Source organism: Bacillus sp. AY3-1 (assembly GCF_008368785.1).
Lineage (GTDB): Bacteria > Bacillota > Bacilli > Bacillales > Bacillaceae_G > Bacillus_A > Bacillus_A wiedmannii.
In genome coordinates, this window is sequence record NZ_QORZ01000021.1 from 70006 (window position 1) to 94281 (window position 24276).

Here is a 24276-nt window from a genome sequence, read left to right on the forward strand (position 1 = left end):
TATTACTTTGAACATAATCCTGTTTGTCTGAGAACGCGTATAGAAACGGAGGGATAACCAAAAATAAATAGCTTATAACAAATACTTTTAATATTCCATTTGTTCATGTGGAATAAGTCCCCAATGGACAAATGAATGTTCAGAGGAGGAAAAATGAAAAAACTTTTCAATGTATGTTTAATTGTATTCGTACTATTTTCGCAACTTGCTAGTTTTCCATACAATCAAGTAAGAGCGGAAACCTTAACAGGAGATTCCTTATTTGACACTGTTGAAATGAAAGATGCAACGAATCATATTATTGACGAAGCAAAAAATCCTAACAACTTAGTAAAGATAGGATCAACCATTCAAGTAGAATACGCTTGGTCAATAAAGGATCAACAAGTTGCACACGCAAATGATACAGCAGTAGTTCAAATACCACTTGCATTAAAAGTACCTAAAGATTTGCAAGGGGATTTAGTAACAGATCAAAAAAATATTGGTCAATATTTTATAACAGCTAAAGATAATAAATTAAAATTAATATTTAATGATCAAGTAGAAAATTTGAAAGACGCTAAAGGAAAAATTAAAGTTGATACCGTGTTTAACTCAACTTTAAAAACTGGGGAAAAATCAGTTCAAATCGCTTTTCCTTTAGGAACAATGGTTCAGCCTATATCAGTTCCTGTTCAGGTAGAAGACTCTAAAGAAGCTGGCACCAAACAGGATACTAATAAACCAGTGCAAGATCCAGTAGCTAAACCTGTTACTGACAATCCGGAGCAAGATCCAGCAACTAAACCTGTTACTGATAATCCGGAACAAAACCCAGCAACTAAACCTGTTACTGATAATCCGGAACAAAACCCAGCAACTAAACCTGTTACTGATAATCCAGAACAAAACCCAGCAACTAAACCTGTTACCGATAATCCGGAACAAAACCCAGCAGCTAAAATTGCTACTGACAATCCGGAACAAAACCCAGCAGCTAAAATTGCTACTGACAATCCAGAACGAAAGCTAGCAAGCGACCCTGCTGAGAATACAAATTCAGGTCCAAAGCAAATAACAACAAACATTTTAACCGGTGTAAAGCTCACGGATAAAGACGGAAAACCATTTACAGAGGATAACCGTCCAAGTACAGATTCCCCTGCCAATATTGAGTTTACATGGGAACTTTTAAAATCAATGAATGTGAAAAGTGGAGATTACTATATTTTTGATCTTCCTAAACATTTTAAGATTTACAATACAATTAACAGTCCTTTATATGATAGTGAAAACAATCAAATTGGTAATTTTACTGTTACAAAAGATGGAAAAGTCACGATGACATTCAACGATTATGTTGAAGAGCATCCAGATGTTGCTGGTAACCTACAATTAAAGACAGAATTTAATAAAGCTGAAATTAAAGGTACAACAACACAAGAAATTCCTTTCCCGATTAAAGATAAGGATGTTTCTATTACAGTTGACTTTAAGCCTAATGTACAAACAGCTACGAATAAAAAAGGGGTACCTGATAGACCAATTAATACAAATGAAATTAATTGGAAAGTAGAAATGAACAAAACGAAAGACACCCTTAAAAACGCTGTTTTTAAAGATAACATTCCACAAGGTACAAGCTTAAATAAAGATTCTATTAAAGTTTATTATTTAGAAGTTGATGTTAATGGGAATGTAACGCGTGGTGCAGAAGCTGAGCCAACAGATTACAATATTATTTCATCAGATGGCTCAAAATTGGAGATTGCTTTCAAAGATTCTATCAATAAAGCATATCAAATCGAATATGCCACAAAAATTACTGATGAAAATATTAAAAGTTTCCGAAATAACGTTACGATAACGAGTGATAATCAAAAGCAACAAAACGCAAGCTCTACTGTAACGGTTTCTCGTGGTACACACTTAAATAAAACAAGTAAATATGATCCAAAGACGCAAACAATTGAGTGGACAATTACTTACAATGGTGATCAAAGAGAGATCAAAAAAGCTGATGCGATTTTAAAAGATATTTTTGACGATACACACGAACTAGATGCAAATTCTATTGTTGTGAAAAACGCTTCATATAATGAAAAAGGAACGCTTGTAACAGGAGACGCTGTTAATAATTACACTGTAAGTAACAAGAAGAATGGATTCGATTTACAGTTTAATGATGATATTAATAGTGCTTATGTGATTACCTATAAAACCAAGCCAACTAATAAAGTTATAGAAGATGGAAAAGTAAAAAATAAAGTTACAGCTGATAATGATTCAAGTAAAGAAAATGAAGCTAGCTTCAAGCAGCAAAATATTATTAAATCTAATAATAAAGCTGAAACAAATTATAAAGACAAAACAACAACTTGGACAATTATAGTAAATAATAACAACTATCCATTAAACAACGCGATCATTACGGACACCTTTGATCATGGTGGATTACAATTAAAAGATAAGAAACTAGAAATTAAAGATGGAAATTATACCCTTCAAGCTGGGACTGACTATGTTTTAGATGCAACAGATAAAGGATTCAAAATTACTCTTATAGGTACGTATCAGTCTAATATGAAAAAGACATTAGTCGTAAAATATACGACAGACTTTGATTATACAAAGCTAGAAAGTGGTAAAACTTCATTTAAAAACACAGGTAACCTATCTTGGATAGATACGGATTCTAATCCACAATCAAATAAAGTTGAAGCTAATTTCGATCCTGATACTTTCACAAAGGCAAATGGTTATAAATACGGTTCTTATAACGCCCAAACGAAGGAAATTACTTGGATAATAGGCTTTAACTATAATAATGTTGAGATTAAAGATCCTTATGTTATAGACGTAATACAAGATAAACAAAAGTTAGTGCCTGGATCCATTGAAGTGCGCGATATGATTTTAAATGGAAATCCTGATAATGCACAACCTGGTAATGCTGTACCAACTGAGAAATATGAACTTGAAGAACCTACAGAGAAAAATAAAAACACCCTAAAGGTTCATTTCAAACAATCAATTAATTCACCTTACTATATTATCTTTAAAACAAGCCTTGATGGTGAACTTATCCAAGGCACCTACAAAAACGAGGCAGATTTAAACGATGGCTCTAAAATTGTAAACACCCTTACAGGTGACACTCAAGTAAATAAAGGTGGCAGCTTCGTTACTAAAAAAGCTGTGCAAGACGACAACTATATTAATTGGAGTATCGCAATTAACGAAAGCCAATCAACCATTGCAGATGCGGTTGTAACAGATGACCCCACCGAAAATCAGGTAATTGTGGAAGATTCATTCCACTTATATCCTACAACTGTTGATCCATATGGAAATTTAACAAAAGATACAGTAAACGAATTAAAAGAAGGAACAGACTATAAACTCAAAATAACAACAGACAATAATACCGGAAAGCAACATTTCGAAATTGTCTTCTTGAAAAAAATTGATCGAGCTTATATTTTAGAATATCGCTCACTTATTAATGCAGACGATAAAGAAAAAGTAAGTAATAAAGCAAAAATCACAGGCAATAAGTTGACAGTTAAAAACACAGAAACTACTGAAACGATTGAAGTGAGAATGTCTTCTGGTTCAGGCGGAGGATCTGCTACTAAAGGTCGTGGAAACCTTGAAATTATAAAGGTAGATAACGACAATAAGAACGTACTATTAGCTGGGGCAGAATTTACTTTATACGATCGTACAGGTAAAACTGTTATCCGTAAAATTACAACAGACAAAGACGGTATCGCTAAATTTAATAATTTAAAACGCGATAAATATTTATTAAAAGAAACAAATGCTCCTGAAGGCTATGTAATTAGCTGGGATTTAAAACAAGGGAAAATTGTTGAACTTGGTACACAAGAGACTACAACATATAAACTTGCAAATAAGAAGTTTGTCGGGAAAGTAGTTTTAACAAAATCTGATGACCTGAACAAAAACGCAACACTACAAGGCGCCGTTTTCACACTACTAGATAAAGACAAAAAAATAATTCCAGAACATGAAAAATTAACAACAAATAATAACGGACAAATTATTATAGATAAACTAAAACCAGGAACTTACTACTTACAAGAAGCGAAGGCTCCTGAGCATTATCAATTAGATAGCAAACTTATTCCGTTTACTATCTCTGAAGATCAAACAACAGTAGTAAACCAAACTGCGACAAATAGTTTAACTAAAGGATCTGCTCTTTTAACAAAAGTGGATAATTATAATAAAACTTTAGCAGGGGCAGAGTTTACTGTTCAGGATCGCAACGGAAAAAATATTCCTGGATATGAGAAATTAACAACAAATGAACATGGACAAATAGAAGCAAAAGATTTACGTCCGGGTAAATACCAGTTTGTCGAAACAAAAGCTCCTGAGCATTATGAATTAGACAAAACGCCTATTCTATTTGAAATAGAAAAAAGCCAAACTACAGCCGCTTCTATTACAGCAAAAAACTCTTTAATTAAAGGTGGCGTTACGTTAACAAAAGTGGATGATATTGATGACACTACCCTTGAAGGTGCCGTATTCAAAATTGTTAACGACAAAAATGAAGATGTCCGTACAAACTTAAAAACAGAAAAAGATGGAACTTTGACCGTTAAAGATTTAGATCCTGGTGATTATCAATTTATTGAAACAACACCACCTAAATACTATGACTTAAATAAAGAACCAATTCCGTTTACAATCGAGAAAAGTCAAACAAGCATTATCTCAATTACTGCAAAAAACAGTTTAACAACAGGTGCTGTTGAGCTATTAAAAGTCGACGAATTTGATAAAAAGACTCCTCTTGCTGGAGCTATGTTCAAAATCGTGAATGATAAGAACGAAGACGTTCGTACAGAATTAACTACCGATACAAACGGAACTGTTAAAGCTTCTGACTTACGTCCAGGCAAATACAAATTTATTGAAACGAAAGCTCCTGAACATTATGAACTGCGATCAACACCAATTGAATTTACAATTGAGAAAGGTCAAAAAACACCGATTGTTATTACAGCTGAAAATGGTCTACTACCAGGCGATGTTGAACTAACAAAACTCGATGATACTGATGGCACTGTACTTACAGGCGCCGTATTCAAAATTGTTAATAACAAAAATGAAGATGTCCGTACAGAATTAGTTACGAATCAGGAAGGTAAAATTATTGCTACTGGTTTACGTCCAGGTAACTATAAATTTATCGAAATGAAAGCTCCTGAGCATTATACCTTAAATAAAACACCGATTGAATTTACAATTAAGGAGAGCCAAGCGACTGCTATTAACGTTACAGCTACTAATAGCTTAATAAAAGGCGGTATTGAATTAACAAAAGTTGATTCTGTAAATGCTAAGGAAACCCTTGAAGGTGCAGTATTTAAAATTGTTAATGACAAAGGTGAGGATGTTCGTACGGAACTTACTACTGATAAAGACGGTAAATTAGTAGTACAAGACTTACGTCCGGGTAATTATAAGCTAATCGAGACGAAGGCTCCTACTTATTACGATGTAAATGAAGAACCAATCGAATTTACGATTGAAAAGAGCCAACAAAAGCTCATCCCTATTACTTTCAAAAATAGTTTGACGAGAGGAAAGGTCAAATTAATTAAAGAAGATGACGTGGAGAGCGCGAAAGCTCTTGCCGGCGCTGTATTCACATTACAAGACGCAACTGGCAAAGAAATTATGAAAGATTTAAAAACAGATGATTATGGAGTACTAGTTATTCCTGATTTAGCACCAGGGGATTATCAATTTATTGAAACAGAAGCCCCTGAACATTATAAATTAGATCAAACACCGATGAAGTTCACGATTAAAAAAGGTAGCACGGAAGATCTTCCTATCCCTGTCACTGTAAAAAATAGTTTACTTACAGGTGGCGTCACTTTAACAAAAGTGGATGACGTTGATGGCATTACACTTGAAGGTGCAGAATTTATAATTGTTGATGCTCATGATACGAAAAAGGTCGTTCGTAAAGGGTTAACTACTGATGAACATGGTAAAGTTTCTGCTTCTGATTTACGCCCAGGTGACTATCAATTTATTGAAGTAAAAGCTCCAAAAGACTATGACTTAAGAAAAGATCCTATTCCGTTCACTATCGGAAAAAGCCAACAAGAAAACATTACCGTTACTGCTACTAACAGCTTAACGAAAGGCGGCGTCATTTTAACAAAAATTGATGACATCGATCGTACAATGCTGAAAGATGCAGTATTTAAAATTGTTGATATGAAGGGTAACGAAGTTCGCACAAACCTTGTTACAAACGACAATGGTGAAATTTCTGTTTCTAATTTACGTCCAGGAGACTATCAGTTTATTGAAACAGCTGCTCCTGAACATTATATGTTAGACGAAACACCGATTCCATTTACAATTGAAAGAAGTCAAACGGAAAAAATTACTGTTACAGGTAAAAATACGTTGAAAAAAGGTAGCGTGGAATTAACAAAAATTGACGATATTGATACTGATACGAAGCTCGCTAATGCTGTATTTAATTTATTAGATGCAGACGGAGAGATAGTTGAAGAAGGCTTAAAAACAAATGCTGAAGGAAAAATTGTTGTTGAAAATCTACGTCCTGGTACGTATAAGTTTATTGAAACAGCTGCTCCTGAACATTACGATTTAAATAAAAAACCGATCGAATTTACAATTAAGAAAAACCAAACTGAAACTCTTCATGTTACAGCTAAAAACGCTCTAACAAAAGGTGCAGTGGAACTTTCTAAAGTAGATGACATCGATGACACTACCCTTGAAGGTGCAGTATTTAACATTGTTGATATGAATGGGACTGTAATTCATAAAGACCTTGTTACAAATGGTAAAGGGAAGATCGAAATTAACGACCTACGTCCTGGTGATTACCAATTCATCGAAACAGAAGCTCCTAAGCATTACGTTTTAGATGAAACACCAATCAATTTCACTATTGAAAAAGGACAGAAGAAAACTATTTCTTTAACTGCTAAAAATAGTTTAAAACAAGGCAGTATCGAATTAATTAAAGTGGATGATTTAAACGATCAAACAAAACTCGCCGATGCCGTGTTTAATTTACTAGATCAAAACGGGAAAGTACTTAAAACGGATTTAAAAACGAACAGTGAAGGAAAAATCATTGTTGAAAACTTACGTCCTGGTACGTATCAATTTGTCGAAACAACGGCTCCTAAACATTATGATTTAGACAAAAAGCCAATTGTAGTTACAGTTGAAAAAAGCCAGAAAGATATTGCTACTGTTACTATGAAAAATAGTTTAACAAAAGGCGGCGTTGAACTTACTAAAGTGGACGACGTCGATGGTACTACTCTTGAAGGCGCAGTATTCAACATTGTTGATATGAATGGGACTGTAATCCGCAAGAATCTTACTACAAATTCACAAGGTAAAATTAGCGTTTCTAACTTACGTCCGGGTGATTATCAATTCATCGAGACGAAAGCTCCGAAACACTACGATTTAAATAAAGAACCGATTCCTTTTACTATTGAAAAAGGACAAGCTGAACCGATTTCTGTTACTGCTAAAAATAGTTTAACAAAAGGTGCGGTAGAGCTTTCTAAAGTGGATGATATCGACGGTACAGCTCTTGAAGGTGCAGTATTTAAAATTGTTGATGACAAAAACAATGATGTTCGTACTGACTTAACTACTGTTAAAGATGGAAAAATCTCTGTTCCTGATTTACGTCCAGGGGACTATCAGTTTATTGAAATAAAAGCTCCTGAACATTATAAATTAGATAGTACACCGCTTAAATTTACAATTAAGAAAAGCCAAGCAGAGAAGCTACAAGTCACTGCTACTAACAGCTTAATTGAAGGTGCTGTTGAATTAATTAAAGTGGATGATATAAATCCAGATACAAAACTTTCTGATGCAGTATTTAACATCATTGATGCGAAAGGTAAAGTTGTTCGCACGAATTTAACTACTGATAAAGACGGGAAAGTTTCTGCTTCTAATTTACGACCAGGAGATTATCAATTCGTTGAAACGAAAGCTCCTAAAGATTATGATTTAAATAAAACACCGATTCCTTTCACTATCGAGAAAAGCCAACCAGCTCACGTTTCCGTTACTGCTAAAAATGGCTTAACTAAAGGTGGCGTGGAATTAACGAAAGTTGACTCTCTAGATGCGAAAGAAACGCTGGAAGGTGCGGTATTTAAAATTACTGATATGAACGGTAACGACATTCGTACGAATTTAGTTACCAATAAAGACGGAAAAATCATCGCTAAAGACTTACAACCTGGAGACTATCAATTTATTGAAACGAAAGCTCCGAAACATTATGACTTAAATGAAGAGCCGATTAAGTTCACAATTGAAAGAAGTCAAACAAAACATGTCTTCGTTACAGCTACGAACAGCTTAACGAAAGGTAGTGTGGAGTTAATTAAAGTTGACGATGTTGAAGAAAACACAACACTTGAAGGTGCGGTATTTAAAATTGTTAATAAGGATGGACACGACGTCCGTACTGATTTAACTACTGATAAAAACGGCTGTTTAGTTGTGGATGAATTACCACCAGGAGACTATGAGTTTATCGAAACAAAAGCTCCTAATCACTATGACTTAAACGAAACACCTATTAAGTTCACAGTTAAAAAAGGACAAGAAAAAATCGCTTCCGTTACTGCTACGAATAGCTTAACGAAAGGCGCTGTTGAACTTTCTAAAGTGGATGACGTTGACGGTTCTGTCCTTAAAGATGCAGTATTTAAAATCGTCGATATGAACGGGCACAACGTTCGTTCTGATTTAACTACTGATAAAGACGGCAAAATCTCTGTTTCTGATTTACGTCCGGGAGACTATCAATTTATTGAAACAAAGGCTCCTAACCATTACGACTTAAATCAAAACCCTATCAAGTTTACTGTTGAAAAGAGTCAAACAGCTAAAGCTTCTGTTACTGCTACAAATAGCTTAACGAAAGGCGCTGTTGAACTTTCTAAAGTAGATGACGTTGATGGTTCTGTCCTTAAAGATGCAGTATTTAAAATCGTCGATATGAACGGGCACAACGTTCGTTCTGATTTAACTACTGATAAAGACGGCAAAATCTCTGTTTCTGATTTACGTCCGGGAGACTATCAATTTATTGAAACAAAGGCTCCTAACCATTACGACTTAAATCAAAATCCTATCAAGTTTACTGTTGAAAAGAGTCAAACAGCTAAAGCTTCTGTTACTGCTACAAATAGCTTAACGAAGGGCGCTGTTGAATTAACTAAAGTCGACGACGTTGACAACTCTACTCTTGAAGGGGCTATCTTTAAAATTGTTGATCATAACGGCTTTGATGTTCGCACTGATTTAACTACTGATAAAGACGGCAAAATCTCTGTTTCTGATTTACGTCCGGGAGACTATCAGTTCGTTGAAACGAAGGCTCCTATTGGATACGATTTAAGTGCTAAGCCAATTCCTTTCACAATTACGAAAGGACAATCTCAAGTTACTTCTGTTACAGCTTTAAATAGTTTAACAACAGGTTCAATGGAGTTAACTAAAATTGATATTGATCACCATGGAACACTTGCAGGTGCCCTTTTCAATATTTTAGATCACGACGGAAAAGTAGTACGAGAAGGTTTACAAACAGACGGGCATGGTAAATTAATCGTAAATGATTTGAAACCTGGTAATTATCAATTAGTGGAAACAAAGGCTCCTAAAGGCTATCAATTAGATGCATCACCAATAAACTTTACAATTGAAAAAGCTCAAGCTGCACCACTACAAGTTACAGTTTCAAATAAAAAAATCGATTCTTCATCCGGTGGAGATGATAAACCAATTACTCCTCCTAATAAAGAAGAGGAAACAAGGAAAGAAACTTCTGAAGAACTAGAAAAAGGAAATCCTGACACACATGGTAAAGGAACTTCTGAAGAACTAGAAAAAGAAAAACCTGACACACAAATAAACAAACAGCAAGATGACCGAAATAAGGGTAAAGAACTTCCAAATACAGGTCACAAAAATGATCCTACTCAAACAGTAGGCATCGTACTTCTACTAGCTGGTTTGTTAAGTATTTTAGCTACAAAACGAAAAAAATATTATTAATAGTTTTTCACACCTAATCAAGTGAACATTTGATTAGGTGTTTTTTTATGCCAAAAAAGGACGATACATAGAGTATCGTCCTTTTAACGGGGTGAGGCTGCCCAAAAGTACGGAAAACCTTTGAACAGCCTCGTATTTTCATATGGATGCCTTACATATATCACTGATAATAAGTATGAAATGCGGAAACATATTTATCATCACATGATTCAAACATGAGAAAAGAAACCCTATAGGATTCTTTTCTCTACATAATCTAAAGTTTGGGTACACTAGATTCATGCAATGTAGGAGCTTTCCAAGCAGAAAGCGAACCTTCATTTAAAATGATAGCATACATATCTCCATCAAAAATATGCAAATATGCATATAGCATTTTTTTATTTCTCGATGTCAGAATATTGAAAAATAATGAAGATGACGGTAAAATAAAGTCGTTATCCGTCTTCTTTTGTCAGTCAGAGAGAATAGAAGAATAGGAGAGGAAAAAATGAAAAAATCTTTGAAACAAAAAATAGTAAGCTCTTTGCTTGCTGTATCACTCGCTGTTAGCTTAGCTCCAATTGGACAAGCCAAAGCTGATTCCACGTCAGAAATCACACAGACTTCACCTATCACAAAACAAGTTGATGCAAGCCGCGCCATCGAACACATCCGTTTCTTATCCGAAACAATTGGTCCTCGCCCTGGTGGGACAAAATCAGAAGAATGGGCTTCTCGCTACGTTGGTATGCAGCTTAAATCAATGGGCTATGAAGTAGAATATCAACCATTTCAAGTGCCGGATCAATACGTTGGATTTATTGAATCACCATTATCCACAAAACGTAATTGGCAAGCCGGCGCTGCCCCTAACGCACTAATTTCTACAGAAGCTGTTACAGCTCCTCTTATCTTTGTTCAAGATGGAACAAAATTAGAGGATATCCCAAATGAAGTAAACGGAAAAATTGTTCTATTTGAAAGAGGAACAACAGTTGCAGACTATAATAAACAAGTTGAAAATGCTGTTAGCAAAGGAGCAAAAGGTGTCCTTTTATACAGTTTAATTGGCGGACGCGGAAATTATGGACAAACCTTCAATCCCCGCCTAACGAAAAAGCAGTCTATCCCTGTCTTTGGTCTTGCTTATGCACAAGGAAATGCATTTAAAGAGGAAATCGCTAAAAAAGGGACCACTCTTCTTTCTCTAAAAGCGAGACATGAATCTAACTTAACATCACTTAATGTCATCGCTAAAAAGAAACCAAAAAACAGCACAGGTAATGAAAAAGCTGTCGTTGTAAGTTCGCACTATGATAGTGTCATTGGAGCACCTGGAGCAAATGATAATGCTTCTGGTACAGGATTAGTATTAGAACTAGCTCGTGCTTTTCAAAATGTAGAAACTGATAAAGAAATTCGTTTTATTGCTTTTGGTTCTGAAGAGACTGGCTTACTTGGCTCCGATTATTACGTTAATAGTCTATCCCAAAAAGAACGCGATCGAATTTTAGGTGTCTTTAACGCAGACATGGTTGCAACAAATTACGATAAAGCAAAGAATTTATATGCTATGACGCCTAACGGCTCTCCAAACCTTGTAACAGACGCAGCCTTACAAGCAGGTAAACAATTAAATAATGACCTCGTACTGCAAGGGAAATTCGGCTCCAGTGATCACGTGCCATTTGCTGAAGTTGGTATTCCTGCCGCCCTATTTATTTGGATGGGTGTCGATAGTTGGAATCCATTAATCTATCATATTGAGAAGGTATACCATACACCTCAAGATAATGTGTTAGAAAACATTTCGCCTGAACGTATGAAAATGGCATTAGAAGTTATCGGGACAGGAGTTTATAATACACTTCAAAAATCTGTTGCTCAAACTGAACAGAAAGCTGCTTAATCATTTAAAAGACCACTGATTTTTATCGGTGGTCTTTTATTGAGAAAATATATATATGCATAAAAGCATATTTCCTCCTGCCCATTATCCTATACAATATTAAGTGTAACAAAAATGATTACAACTAATAAGGAGGTTTTTTCTACTATGAAAAAAATGATTTTAGCTAGTGCTTTAACTTTAGCAGGAATTACTGGCGCTACCGCTTTTATTCCTGAAACAAAAGTCGCTGCTGCCACTCAAGAACAAAGTTTTACAAAATTTTATTCTTTACAAACTGGAAGTAGTTCTGAACAAGAACCTATTTTCCTTCAAAAAGGACAGGAACTAACAATTCAACCTAACAGTAAAACTCCTAGTTACAGTGTTTATGACTCAAGTCATAACCTTATTGGGCGCTATTCTGATGGTTACGGCCGAATTTTCACTGCAAAAACAGATGGAAATATGTATGTTCAATTTCATGCACCTTTCGTTTACTATAGTCCTGTTAGCTTTTCCGTTACGTATACAATCCAATAAAATAAAGGGCCTTTCTCAAGGCCCTTTATTTTATTTCCCAATTCACTTTTACAAAACCATCTTTCACCATTACACCACTTATATTAAATACATACTTTTCATTTGCCTTTAATGTAGCTTTGAAAGTACCTTTTTTCGATTCACAGATCTCTTTTAACTCTCTTATACCTTCTCCTTGCCTTTCATACAAGCTAAAGCATAAATTCCCACGTTTTGCATCTGTCTCATAAGAAAATGTTACTTCTGTATCTTTTGCATACTCAAGTTCAATATCTTTCCCAGCAATATCCCATGATGAGAATTTTGCCTCGTAGCTGGTCTCCCCTTTCTTCTCATTTTCTAAATATATATCACCAGCTCTCCACATATCATCTAACGTTTGAACGAAAGCAAAGCCGCTCAGTAATACAAACATCGTACTTGCAAATATGACAACTAATGTTATCTTTTGTTTTTTCATAGCCTTCATCGTATGTTCTCCTTCTATTTTCTTGTTACTTCTTCGTATCATATATAACAAAACTCCAATAAAAAATGGCAATACAATCGCTATAACACTCCACCACTTACTTATTCCACGCGTTCTCGCATCTGTATATACCCATGATGCTACACATACTAAAAGTGCTATAAAAGTTAAAAGCATTGTAATCCCAGCTATCTCAAATACTACAAATGGATTAGCGAACTCTATCATGTAATTTATACTCCTTCTTTAAAAATGACTGTATGACAACATATATAGGAACGTATAGATGCATCATAATCACACTTGCTATCAACATAGGGACTTTATGATTCAAATGAGTGACAAACTGCTCCATAACAATTGTTAATAAAATAATCCAAATCGCATGAATACAAATAACCCATCTCTTCTCTAATTTTCGAGCATTTCGTACGCTCTGTTTCGTATTATTTATCAGCTCTTCGCTTGGAATCATGTCTTCAGCTAAGCTGCTCCTTATCTTCTGATCAAACTTATCTTCCGTCATAAACGAACCCCTCCAAATGTTCCCGCATTTGCTTCTTCGCATAATTAAGGCGGTATTTCACCGTACCAATCGGTATATTTAATATTTCGCTCATTTCTTTATAAGAGTATTGTTCATAATAGTAGAGTACGAGCACGGTTTTATATTTTTCATTCAATAGCTGTATAACTTCCCGTATCATTTCCGCTTCCACTTTTTGAATAAATTCTTCTGATATATTCACTTCATCTGCGAAATCGATTTCTCCACCATCCTCTTTATGAAACAAATCCAATACGCGATCTTTCCACCTTTTCTTCTTACGATAAAAGTCATAAAACGTACGAACACAAATTGTAGTAATCCATTTTTTATAATTTTCCACGCAAGAGAGCTGGTGCCTAGAGGAAAAAACTTTTATCCAAGTCTCTTGAAAAATGTCTTCTGCATCTTCTTTCGTTTTTGCTAATTTATAGCATAAGGAATATATTTGCTGCTTATATATATCAATTAATTCTTCTACCTTTTCTTCCATCTTAAACCTCCTGTCATTTATATAAGACGACGCAAATTCTCCTTTTGTTTGATAAAATTTTATTTTTTTATTATCTCCATACAAAAAGGCAATCACAACATCGTGTGATTGCCTTTTACTGAAAACGAAAAATCGGTTAGAATACTCGGTGGCTTCACGCCTTCCTATTCTGAACGAGCCGCTTCCGCTTTTCTTTATTACATTTTTTCTGGTGCAGATACTCCTACGATTGCTAATGAGTTTTGAAGTGTAGTGCGTACTGCTTTCATTAACTCATAGCGAGCTTTACTTAATTCTAAGTTATCTTGGTTTAATACTTTTTCTGCATTGTAGAAGCTGTGTAATGCTGCTGCTAATTCAAATGCATAGCTTGTAATGCGGTGTGGCAGACGTTTTTGCGCTGCATCCGCAACTACAGCTGGGAATTCACCAAGTTTTTTCAGTAACTCTACTTCTTTCTCAGAAGTAACAAGTTTGTAGTTCACATCTCCGCCTGTAGCTAGTCCTAACTCTTCACCTTGACGAAGGATACTGCATACGCGAGCATGAGCATACTGTGCATAGTATACTGGGTTTTCATTAGATTTTGATACAGCTAAGTCCATATCAAAGTCTAAATGAGAATCACCGCTACGCATTGCGAAGAAGTAACGCATTGCGTCCACACCTACTTCTTCCATAAGCTCACGAAGTGTAACTGCTTTACCTGTACGCTTACTCATCTTCATTTTTTCACCATTTTGGTACAGTTGTACCATTTGGATGATTTCTACTTCAAGTGTTTCTTTATCGTAACCAAGCGCTTGAATAGCAGCTTTCATACGAGGAATGTAACCGTGGTGGTCAGCACCCCAAATGTTGATTAACTTATCGAAACCACGCTCTAATTTATCACGATGGTAAGCGATATCTGGCGTTAAGTATGTGTAAGAACCGTCGTTTTTAATTAATACACGGTTTTTGTCGTCACCGTAAGTCATAGAACGGAACCAAGTTGCACCGCCTTCTTCAAAGATCTCGTCACGCTCTTTTAATACTGCAAGTGCAGCATCGATTTTTCCGTTTTTGTATAATGATGTTTCTGAGAACCATACATCAAACTTAACACGGAAGCTTTCTAAGTCTTTTTGAAGTTTTGCTAACTCATATTTTAAACCGTATGAACGATAGAACTCATAGCTTTCTTCAGCATCAGCTTTTGCATAACGATCGCCAAACTCTTCAGCTAAACGCTTACCGATTCCAATGATGTCCGCACCATGGTATCCGTCTTCTGGCATTTCTTTCTCTAGGCCTAAAGCTTGCATGTAACGAGCTTCAACAGAAAGAGCTAAGTTATGAATTTGGTTACCAGCGTCATTAATGTAGTACTCACGAGATACATCGTATCCTGCTTTTGCTAATACGTTACATAAAGTGTCACCTACTGCCGCACCACGTGCATGTCCTAAGTGAAGGTCACCTGTTGGGTTCGCAGATACGAACTCAATTTGTACTTTTTCACCTTTACCAGTATTCGTTTCACCGTAAGCTTCGCCAGCGTTAACGATTGTTGGGATTAAGTCTGTTAAGTAGCTATTATCCATGTAGAAGTTAATGAAACCAGGTCCTGCGATTTCAATTTTTTCAATAGAAGCTTTTGCTTTATCGAAGTTTGCAACTAATTCTTCTGCAATCATACGAGGTGCTTTTTTCGCAACGCGTGCAAGTTGCATTGCCATATTTGTAGAGAAGTCACCATTTGTTTTATCTTTTGGAGATTCTAATACAACGTTTGGAATCTGTTCTTCTGTCGCTAATTCTGCCTTTAATACAGCAGCTTGAATTTCTTCTTTAATCAATCCTTTTACTTGTTCTAAAGAATTCATTATTTTGCCTCCTTCAAATTAAGTGTAATTGTATATCTGCCAGCTTCTTGTTCACTTAGAAGCAATGCGTACGTTAAGAAGAGTTGTCCCTTTTTCTTTTCATCCGACCATTTAAAAAGAACGTTATCAGTTTTCGTTTGCAATGCAAACGTACCAAGTTCACTCGTATACGTACCAGTTGTCCATTCACCTTTCACATGCGTTTGACGCATTGAAACAGCACCTGAACGCATAATGAGAACTTGTTCATCTTGAATTTTAATAATTGTTTTCACTTCGCCCTGTTCGTTCGGCTCTCGGAATGTTACATATGTACCTTGACCTTTTACATAGTATTGACCATTTGCTTCAAAAGCAACGGTTTCCTTCCTCGCCCCTTCACGGATTTCTGTTACGAAATGAACGTGTACCGGCAAGCCTGCAAGTTGTTTCTCCACGTCTTGCACACCTTTCAAATGTTATAGATATTAAATACTACTTATAATAAATCACTTTTCCTATCATATCAAAAAAAACCTCTGTCTGTCTGCTGAAAAATCAGGAAAACTCCATTTCAAAAAATAATTCACTTTCACTTTATTTCATATGATAAAATGTTTTTTAAATCTAAATATTCTTTCATTTGAAGAGGTGAGTTATGTGCTACCAACAAAATTGAAAAAAGGTGATGAAATTAGAGTTATTTCACCATCTTGTAGTCTAAGTATTGTCTCAAATACGAACCAAGAGCTTGCTATGAAAAGATTAACCGATATGGGCTTTCAAGTTACATTCTCAACATATGCTGATGAGATAGATCGATTTGCTTCCTCTTCTATTTCTTCACGTGTTCAAGACCTCCACGAGGCATTTAGAGACCCTAATGTAAAAGCCATTTTGACAACACTTGGCGGATACAACTCTAATGGTTTATTGAAACATCTCGATTATGATTTAATTCGAGAAAACTCGAAATTTTTCTGTGGCTATTCTGATATTACCGCTTTAAATAATGCAATTTACACAAAAACAGGACTTATTACGTTTTCAGGACCCCATTTCTCTTCATTTGGAATGGAGAAAGGTCTCGAATATACGACTGATTACTTTTTACAATGCTTAACTTCTAATAAGCCTATTGAAGTCTTGCCATCTGAAACGTGGAGCGATGATTCTTGGTATATAGATCAGGAAAATCGAGAATTCATTACAAATGAAGGTTATATTTCGATTCATGAAGGCGAAGCAACTGGAGAGATTATCGGTGGTAATATGAGTACATTGAATTTACTACAAGGTACACCATATATGCCAAACTTACAGGGGAAAATATTATTTCTTGAGGAGGATAGTTTAACTGGAAAAGCTACCCTTAACACTTTTGATCGTTATTTACATTCTCTTATACAGCAACCTGACTTTGAACATGTAAAAGGCATCGTTATAGGAAAGATGCAAAAAGGTGCAGAATGTACGATAGAAGACATTCAAGAAATGATTGCTTCAAAGCCTGAACTTGCACATATCCCCATCATTGCAAACGCAAGTTTCGGGCATACAACCCCGATTTTCACTTTCCCAATTGGTGGACGTGCAAAAATCATTTCCAATAAAGAGAATTCAGCTATCACCATTTTAACGCACTAAAAAAGGAGCGAACGATTCGCTCCTTTTACGGTTTTTCTATTTTTTCCAACGCTTTTTGCGGAATTGATTCTTTTGGGATTTCAGCCCATCCTTTTCCTTGCATACCTTTTGCATAAATTTTTATAAACGCCCCCGTATGCAATTCACGGTTCATCATTCTTTTCACAACTTGTAACTTTCCGTCTTCTGTATACCCTTTAAATGTATACAAGTATTCACCGTCTTTTTTCTCACCTTTATTTATAACCGCATAATAATCTTGTATTTCTTTATTTGAAAAGAAGTTGTCTACAAAAGCATGCACACCTTCTGTTTTCGTGTTTAAATAGTACGCTGTTCCACCTAAAATAATGGCGAATACAGCTAAAACTTTAATTACCAATTTCATACATGCGCCTCCTGTTTGCACTTCTTTCTCACTAATCTTATGTCTATACCTGTATTATACGGAAAAAGGCATACTATACTCTATTGAAAAGTCTTACACTTTCCTTACATTATTGTAAGGGTTTTTCAACTTATAGCAATTTCCCAATAAAAAATTTTTCCGTTTCATGAATTTTTATATTATTATTGAATGATACAAATTTTTATTACAAAAATCAAAGGAGACAGTTTTCAAATGGCTATCTTGCAAGGTTTAGCACTATTACTTGTTGTACTTTGTCTATTTACACTTTTTAGTTACCGTGCTCCTTACGGAATGAAAGCAATGGGTGCTTTAGCTAATGCAGCAATCGCAAGTTTTCTTATTGAAGCATTTCACCGTTATATCGGTGGAGAGATGTTTCATAATGACTTTTTACAATCAGTAGGAGAAGCTTCTGGTAGTATGAGCGGTGTCGCAGCGGCAATTTTAGTCGCACTAGCAATCGGTGTTTCACCCGTATATGCTGTTTTAATCGGTATCGCTACTAGCGGATTCGGTATTTTACCAGGATTTTTCGCTGGATACGTTTGCGCTTTCGTCGTGAAATTTCTCGAAAAGAAATTACCGGCTGGTGTAGAGTTTTTAGCAATTTTATTTATTGCCGCACCAATCTCACGCGGAATGGCCATGCTTATGGATCCGCTCGTGAACGCAACGCTCGGTAAAATCGGTTCTATGATTTCAGTTGCAACTACAGAAAGTCCTATCATTATGGGTATTATGCTTGGTGGATTAATAACAGTTATTTCTACCTCTCCATTAAGTTCTATGGCACTAACTGCAATGCTAGGATTAACAGGTTTACCAATGGCAATTGGTAGTCTTGCCGTAGCAGCCTCAGCCCCAATGAACTTTATTTTCTTTAAACGACTAAAAATTTGTTCAAAGAAAGACACAATCGCTGTAGCAATCGAGCCTTTAACACAAGCCGATGTTGTTTCAGCAAATCCAATTCCAATTTATGCGACAAACTTCGTTGGCGGTGCCCTTGCTGGTATTATTACATCTCTGTTCCAGCTCGTTAATAATGCGCCAGGAACAGCATCACCAATCCCAGGACTTCTTGTCTTATTCGGATTTAATGACGTTGTAAAAGTAACAATTGCTGCTGTATTATGTGGAATCGTTACCACTATTGTTGGATACATCGGATCAATCGTATTCCGCAAATATCCAATTCGTTCTGCTGATGAAATTCGCGGCATTACCTCGGAAGAGAAAGTTGCATAAGAAAAAGAGCTATTCTCATTGTTTGAGAGTAGCTCTTTTTCTTGTCATGTAACGGTAAATGAAATTATATTAGCGATTTTTCAAATATATCGGCGTAACTCGAATTATATCAGCGATTTTTTTAATATATCGACCGTAACTCGAATTATATCGGCGATTTTTCAAATATATCGACTTACCGACACATAACGACAAAATAAGAACTCCCTATTCATATAGGAGGCTCTTATTTTATCCAACTACAACGGAACGGCCAGAATCTCCGGCCATTTTACACTCTCGGTCGAGCGTTCCAATGACCTACGATTCTGAGCGAGCCACTTCCGCTTTTATTCTATCCAGTTACGCCTCCTAGACCCTTGCGTCTAAGAACCTTTCCTGCCAAAAGGTAAAAAGCACCTTTTGCAGGAAAGAACATTAGTCACCGTGTCTAAACAGTCGGCTTCACTTTTATTTCACCCAACCGAGCAGCATTTCCCGCACGAATTTGCTTGCTGCGACTGGTGTTTGATCACTATGGTCGTAGACAGGAGCTACTTCTACTAAGTCTGCTCCAACTACATTTATATTTGAATTTGCAATTGCCACGATGGAATCTAATAATTCTTTAGATGTGATACCTCCAGCTTCTAACGTTCCTGTTCCTGGGGCGTGAGCTGGGTCTAATACGTCAATGTCGATTGTGACATAAACTGGGCGTCCTGCAAGCTTCGGTAATACTTCTTTTAACGGTTCTAATACGTCAAATTTATATAAGTTCATACCTACTTCTTTTGCCCATTCGAATTCTTCCTTCATTCCAGAACGAATACCGAAAGAATATACGTTTTCCGGACCAATTAAATCGCACACTTTACGAATAGGTGTAGAGTGGGATAAAGGCTCCCCTTCATACGATTCACGTAAATCAGTATGGGCATCCATATGGATGATTGCTAAATCCGGATATTTTTTTGCCATTGCCTTAAAAATTGGCCAAGACACTAAGTGCTCACCGCCGAGACCTAGTGGAAACTTATCGGCATCTAAAAGTTTTGATACATACTCTTCAATCATGTCTATGCTACGCTGTGGATTTCCAAATGGTAATGGAATATCACCCGCATCAAAATATTTTACCTCTTCTAGTTCACGATCTAAATATGGGCTATATTCTTCAAGACCGATTGACACTTCACGAATACGTGCAGGGCCAAAACGAGAACCTGGACGGTAGCTTACTGTCCAATCCATTGGCATCCCGTAAATAACTGCCTCTGACTCTTCAAAACTTGGATGACTTTTAATAAATACTTTACCTGAATAAGCTTCATCAAAACGCATACTCTTTTCCTCCTTGTGTGGAACTTAAGGTATCCCAACCTTTCATTATTTCTCAAATTTGGAGCCTATAACTCCTCTTTCTCGATTTACCTGTGCCTTCTTCTTACAAGAAGACTACTTCATTTGTAGCAGTGTAAGTAACTAGCATGTTCAAGCCTTCTAGACAAACACCTTAAATGAGTCACTTACACTTTATTTATTTCAATTTAACGCTCTTACTTAATTAAATCGCCAACAAATTTCGGTAATGCGAATGCTGCATTGTGTAATTCTTTTGTGTAGTATTTCGTTTCGATTTCGTGGAAACGCTCTTCACTCACTTCTAATGGATCATGTTTTTTAGATCCAATTGTGAACGTCCAAAGACCACTTGGGTAAGTTGGAATGTTCGCTGTGTATAAACGAGTAATTGGGAAGATCTCCTTTACGTCTTTAAACACAGTTGTAATTAGTTCTGGTGTGAACCAAGGGTTGTCCGTTTGTGCAACGAAAATACCATCTTCTTTTAACGCTTTAGAGATTCCAGCGTAGAAGCCTTTTGTAAATAGATTTACTGCTGGTCCTACTGGCTCAGTAGAATCTACCATAATTACGTCATATTCATTTTCGCTTTCTGCAATGTGTAGGAAACCGTCTCCTACTTTTACTTCTACACGCTCATTATCTAGTGCGCCTGCAATTGATGGTAAGTATTGTTTAGAGTACTCAATTACTTTTCCATCGATTTCAACAAGAGTTGCTTTCTTTACGCTTGGGTGTTTTAACACTTCACGAATAACACCGCCATCGCCACCACCTACAACTAATACGTTTTCAGGGTTTGGATGTGTAAATAAAGGTACGTGCGCTACCATTTCATGATAAACGAACTCATCTTTTTCTGTTGTCATAACCATGCCATCTAAAATAAGCATGTTTCCGAACTCTTCCGTTTCAACCATATCAAGTTTTTGGAATTCTGTTTGCTCCGTATGTAATGTGCGGTTAATACGCGCCGTAATCCCAAAATGTTTTGTTTGTTTTTCAGTGAACCATAGTTCCATCGTACAATCACGCCTTTCAATGCAAATTTATAATAGGGACATCATTAATGTCCCCTAACAAAAATAAAACAAAACATCCAAAAAGTATAGTTAAAAGTACAAAAATACCGAAAATATATTTTAGTCAGAGGGTTCTAACATATGTACGAAAAGGGATTGCCCTGTAATAGGAAAGAAAACCCTTTCTTAAGAAAGGGCTTTTGTCTCTACTTCTACTGGTTTTCGAACCGGAATTAAAATCATTACACAACCGACTAACACAACAATTCCACCGACTAAAAACGGACTTTGCGGTGAAACAGTGTGGCCGATGATTCCTGATAAGATTGGAGCAATTGCGCCACCTAACCAACGAACGAAGTTATAAACACCTGATGTAACAGATCTTTCATAAGGTGAAATATCCATTACATAACTTGTAAATAATGCATTATTTAATCCAGATGCTAATCCCGATAGAACAATTAATACAATTTGTAACCACATAACTTTCACGAAGAATAGTGCGATTAAGAAAAGCGCAAATACGAGTAAACTACCTTTCAACAATGCTTTCGGTTCATATTTCCCTTCTAGCTTATGGGCCAGAATTGCAGAACCGTAAGCTAACGCTAATCCCCATCCGCAAAATACAAACCCTAATTGAATAGCAGATAAATGCATAATAAGTGGTGAATATGCTAGCACAACGAAAAATCCGTAGTAGTATAGCATTCCTGAAATCGCACCTTGCATAAACGGTTTATATTTCACCAGGTTAAGTAACTCCCCTACGCCTGCCGCTTTACGTTTCACTTTTCGCTCCGGTTCTTTTACAAAAAAGAAAACTAAAATAAATGCTAAGAAAATTAAAATACTCGTCGCAAAAAATGGGTAACGCCAAGAATGTCCACCTAATATCCCGCCTAATAACGGTCCGCCTGCCATCCCTAAACCGATAGCTGCTTCATATAGTCCTACTGCTTCATGAACTTCTTTACTTAATGCAATCAATAATGTCATCGCCGTTGCGAAGAACATCGCATTTCCTAATCCCCACCCCGCGCGGAAAATAGATAATTGGGCAATCGTTTGCGATATACCGCATATAAACGCAAATACAGTTACAATCGCAAGACCGATCGTCATCATTCGTTTATCACCAAATCTTGATGCGAATATTCCAGCTGGTAACATCATAATTGCCATCGTTAAAATATATGCTGTAAATAACATCTCTACTTGCCAATGCGATGCACCAATTTGCTCAGCAATACTTGGTAAGATTGGGTCGACTACCCCTATACCCGAAAAAGCAAGGAAGGTAGCCACCACTGTAATCAATCTCCCTAATTTTTGTTTGCTCTCCATTTTGATCATTCTCCTTTTGTACTCTCTAAAAATGTCGCTGCACGATGTAGGCTATCTTCGAGTTCCGCCTTTACACGCTGCATTTGCTCCATTTTCTCGTCTAGCGTTTGCACTTGTTTTTCAAGCATCTCTTTAATTTCTTGAATCACTTCGCGGTCACGAGGATTCTCACTATTTCTTCTTTGCTCCATTCTTTCTTTTAACGATAAAAAATGTTGCATTTCTTGAAGTGTAATCCCTAATACTTCTTTCGCTTCTACAATCCTTTTAATTCTAGCGATGTCCTCGTCCGTATACAGGCGAATGTTCCCCTCACTACGTTCAGGGGGATGAATTAAACCAATTTCCTCATAATAACGAAGTGTACGTTTTGTTAAACCAACTTGCTTTGTGACTTCATCAATTTTATACATGTTTATTCCTCCCTTCACTCGATTATTACATTTTACGTTAACGTTAACTTTTGTGCAACTGTTAGACTTTTGTAAATGTTTATCCCATTCAATTGTATTTTTCCAAAAGCAGTTTCATAATGAAAGAAAAGAAACGATAAGGAGATTTCCGTATGAATAAACCACTTATTTTCGCCCACCGCGGGGTAAAAGGAACACATCCAGAAAATACGATGATTGCCTTCCAAGAAGCAGAACGCATTGATGCCCACGGAATTGAGCTTGATGTCCACCTATCAAAAGATGGTGAACTTGTCGTGATTCACGATGAAACAGTAGATCGCACAACAAATGGCATAGGTCTTGTTTCTGAAAAAACGGTAGCGGAATTACAAGCTTTAGATGCTGGTAGCCATAAAGAACCTTCTTTCCATGAAGCAAAAATCCCAACGTTACGTGAAGTATTCATTTGGTTATCTACGACAAATTTACAGCTCAATATTGAGTTAAAAACAGATGTTATCCACTATCCAACTATTGAAGAAAAAGCTGTTGCTCTCGTTCGTGAATACCATCTATCTAATCAAATTGTATTCTCATCATTTAACCACGACTCTGTTTCATTATTAGCAGAAATAGCTCCTGAAATCCCGAGAGCAATTTTATATGACACACCACTTGCTGATCCGATTGCTGAAGCAAAAAATAGAAACGCAACTGGTTTACACCCAAACTTTCAATTATTAACAAAAGAATTTGTCCAATTTGCACAAAATCAAGGGTACGTTTTCCGCCCTTATACGATTAACGAATACAAAGATTTACAAACTATGATTGACTATGGCGTAGATGTCATTATTACCGATTGGCCAGCACGTGCCCTTGAGCTCCTTTCTTAATTGAAGGAGCTTTTTGTTTTCGAAATTTCATTGTTTAAAATAACCGAAAACCCTCAATACTAATACAATAATGT

Annotated in this window: 16 protein-coding genes; 6 read left to right on the forward strand and 10 right to left on the reverse strand. The window is 36.2% G+C overall.

Annotated elements, in window-relative coordinates; all coding sequences use genetic code 11:
- Positions 1-153 precede the first annotated feature (153 nt).
- The 3 genes from DN389_RS22380 (at position 154) to DN389_RS22390 (ending at position 12532) form a co-directional block, all read left to right on the forward strand.
- Positions 154-10119, forward strand: a complete 9966-nt coding sequence (locus DN389_RS22380) for a SpaA isopeptide-forming pilin-related protein (RefSeq protein ID WP_149237632.1) — start codon at positions 154-156, stop codon at positions 10117-10119.
- 490 nt (positions 10120-10609) lie between these two features.
- The gene (locus DN389_RS22385; RefSeq protein ID WP_149237633.1) at positions 10610-12010 is read left to right on the forward strand and encodes a M28 family metallopeptidase; all 1401 of its coding nucleotides are present in this window, start codon (positions 10610-10612) and stop codon (positions 12008-12010) included.
- Positions 12011-12157: 147 nt separating this feature from the next.
- Entirely contained in the window at positions 12158-12532 is a 375-nt protein-coding gene (locus tag DN389_RS22390; protein WP_000738236.1) for a hypothetical protein, read from the forward strand.
- A gap of 25 nt (positions 12533-12557) precedes the next feature.
- On the opposite strand, the gene DN389_RS22395 is transcribed toward DN389_RS22390, so the two are convergent.
- From DN389_RS22395 to DN389_RS22415, 5 genes are all read right to left on the reverse strand, one after another.
- Positions 12558-13229, reverse strand: a complete 672-nt coding sequence (locus tag DN389_RS22395; RefSeq protein WP_088123798.1) for an ABA4-like family protein — start codon at positions 13227-13229, stop codon at positions 12558-12560.
- Positions 13213-13527 (reverse strand): hypothetical protein, encoded by a 315-nt coding sequence (locus DN389_RS22400; protein ID WP_000133818.1) that lies wholly within the window; start codon positions 13525-13527, stop codon positions 13213-13215. Before DN389_RS22400 ends, DN389_RS22395 begins: the two co-directional genes overlap by 17 nt.
- Positions 13514-14041, reverse strand: a complete 528-nt coding sequence (locus DN389_RS22405) for an RNA polymerase sigma factor (protein ID WP_064470135.1) — start codon at positions 14039-14041, stop codon at positions 13514-13516. Before DN389_RS22405 ends, DN389_RS22400 begins: the two co-directional genes overlap by 14 nt.
- Positions 14042-14238: 197 nt before the next feature.
- Positions 14239-15909: an arginine--tRNA ligase gene (gene argS / locus DN389_RS22410; RefSeq protein WP_064470136.1), complete on the reverse strand. Its 1671-nt coding sequence runs from the start codon at positions 15907-15909 to the stop codon at positions 14239-14241.
- A complete protein-coding gene (locus tag DN389_RS22415; RefSeq protein ID WP_098189270.1) occupies positions 15909-16346 on the reverse strand; it encodes a YwiB family protein in 438 nt (145 codons plus the stop codon). Before DN389_RS22415 ends, argS begins: the two co-directional genes overlap by 1 nt.
- Before the next feature lie 202 nt (positions 16347-16548).
- On the opposite strand from DN389_RS22415, the gene DN389_RS22420 reads away from it, so the two are divergent.
- Positions 16549-17535, forward strand: a complete 987-nt coding sequence (locus tag DN389_RS22420) for a S66 family peptidase (RefSeq protein ID WP_098189269.1) — start codon at positions 16549-16551, stop codon at positions 17533-17535.
- Between the two features lie 25 nt (positions 17536-17560).
- Here DN389_RS22420 and DN389_RS22425 read toward each other — a convergent pair whose 3' ends face one another.
- A complete protein-coding gene (locus DN389_RS22425; RefSeq protein WP_000779928.1) occupies positions 17561-17923 on the reverse strand; it encodes a YxeA family protein in 363 nt (120 codons plus the stop codon).
- Positions 17924-18157: 234 nt separating this feature from the next.
- Between DN389_RS22425 and DN389_RS22430 the strand changes: the two genes are divergently transcribed.
- Entirely contained in the window at positions 18158-19195 is a 1038-nt protein-coding gene (locus DN389_RS22430; RefSeq protein ID WP_000996323.1) for a PTS sugar transporter subunit IIC, read from the forward strand.
- Between the two features lie 450 nt (positions 19196-19645).
- Here the strand turns inward: DN389_RS22430 and speB are convergent, their stop codons facing one another.
- The 4 genes from speB to DN389_RS22450 form a co-directional block, all read right to left on the reverse strand.
- On the reverse strand, positions 19646-20518 hold the full coding sequence (gene speB / locus DN389_RS22435; protein ID WP_001209823.1) for an agmatinase: 873 nt from the start codon (positions 20516-20518) through the stop codon (positions 19646-19648).
- Positions 20519-20733: 215 nt separating this feature from the next.
- Positions 20734-21561, reverse strand: a complete 828-nt coding sequence (gene speE / locus DN389_RS22440; RefSeq protein ID WP_000424696.1) for a polyamine aminopropyltransferase — start codon at positions 21559-21561, stop codon at positions 20734-20736.
- A gap of 186 nt (positions 21562-21747) precedes the next feature.
- Positions 21748-22911, reverse strand: coding sequence for an MFS transporter (locus DN389_RS22445; RefSeq protein ID WP_060487953.1), 1164 nt, complete (start codon positions 22909-22911; stop codon positions 21748-21750).
- A 5-nt stretch (positions 22912-22916) separates the two neighbouring features.
- Positions 22917-23324: a MerR family transcriptional regulator gene (locus DN389_RS22450; RefSeq protein ID WP_000276564.1), complete on the reverse strand. Its 408-nt coding sequence runs from the start codon at positions 23322-23324 to the stop codon at positions 22917-22919.
- 152 nt (positions 23325-23476) lie between these two features.
- On the opposite strand from DN389_RS22450, the gene DN389_RS22455 reads away from it, so the two are divergent.
- Positions 23477-24202 (forward strand): glycerophosphodiester phosphodiesterase, encoded by a 726-nt coding sequence (locus tag DN389_RS22455; protein ID WP_149237634.1) that lies wholly within the window; start codon positions 23477-23479, stop codon positions 24200-24202.
- The last annotated feature ends 74 nt before the right edge of the window (positions 24203-24276 follow it).

Coding starts and splice junctions, on each gene's coding strand:
- DN389_RS22380 (WP_149237632.1), top strand. CDS start 154: ATGAAAAAACTTTTCAATGTATGTTTAATTGTATTCGTACTATTTTCG.
- DN389_RS22385 (WP_149237633.1), top strand. CDS start 10,610: ATGAAAAAATCTTTGAAACAAAAAATAGTAAGCTCTTTGCTTGCTGTA.
- DN389_RS22390 (WP_000738236.1), top strand. CDS start 12,158: ATGAAAAAAATGATTTTAGCTAGTGCTTTAACTTTAGCAGGAATTACT.
- DN389_RS22395 (WP_088123798.1), bottom strand. CDS start 13,229: ATGATAGAGTTCGCTAATCCATTTGTAGTATTTGAGATAGCTGGGATT.
- DN389_RS22400 (WP_000133818.1), bottom strand. CDS start 13,527: ATGACGGAAGATAAGTTTGATCAGAAGATAAGGAGCAGCTTAGCTGAA.
- DN389_RS22405 (WP_064470135.1), bottom strand. CDS start 14,041: ATGGAAGAAAAGGTAGAAGAATTAATTGATATATATAAGCAGCAAATA.
- argS (WP_064470136.1), bottom strand. CDS start 15,909: ATGAATTCTTTAGAACAAGTAAAAGGATTGATTAAAGAAGAAATTCAA.
- DN389_RS22425 (WP_000779928.1), bottom strand. CDS start 17,923: ATGAAATTGGTAATTAAAGTTTTAGCTGTATTCGCCATTATTTTAGGT.
- DN389_RS22430 (WP_000996323.1), top strand. CDS start 18,158: ATGGCTATCTTGCAAGGTTTAGCACTATTACTTGTTGTACTTTGTCTA.
- speB (WP_001209823.1), bottom strand. CDS start 20,518: ATGCGTTTTGATGAAGCTTATTCAGGTAAAGTATTTATTAAAAGTCAT.
- speE (WP_000424696.1), bottom strand. CDS start 21,561: ATGGAACTATGGTTCACTGAAAAACAAACAAAACATTTTGGGATTACG.
- DN389_RS22445 (WP_060487953.1), bottom strand. CDS start 22,911: ATGGAGAGCAAACAAAAATTAGGGAGATTGATTACAGTGGTGGCTACC.
- DN389_RS22450 (WP_000276564.1), bottom strand. CDS start 23,324: ATGTATAAAATTGATGAAGTCACAAAGCAAGTTGGTTTAACAAAACGT.
- DN389_RS22455 (WP_149237634.1), top strand. CDS start 23,477: ATGAATAAACCACTTATTTTCGCCCACCGCGGGGTAAAAGGAACACAT.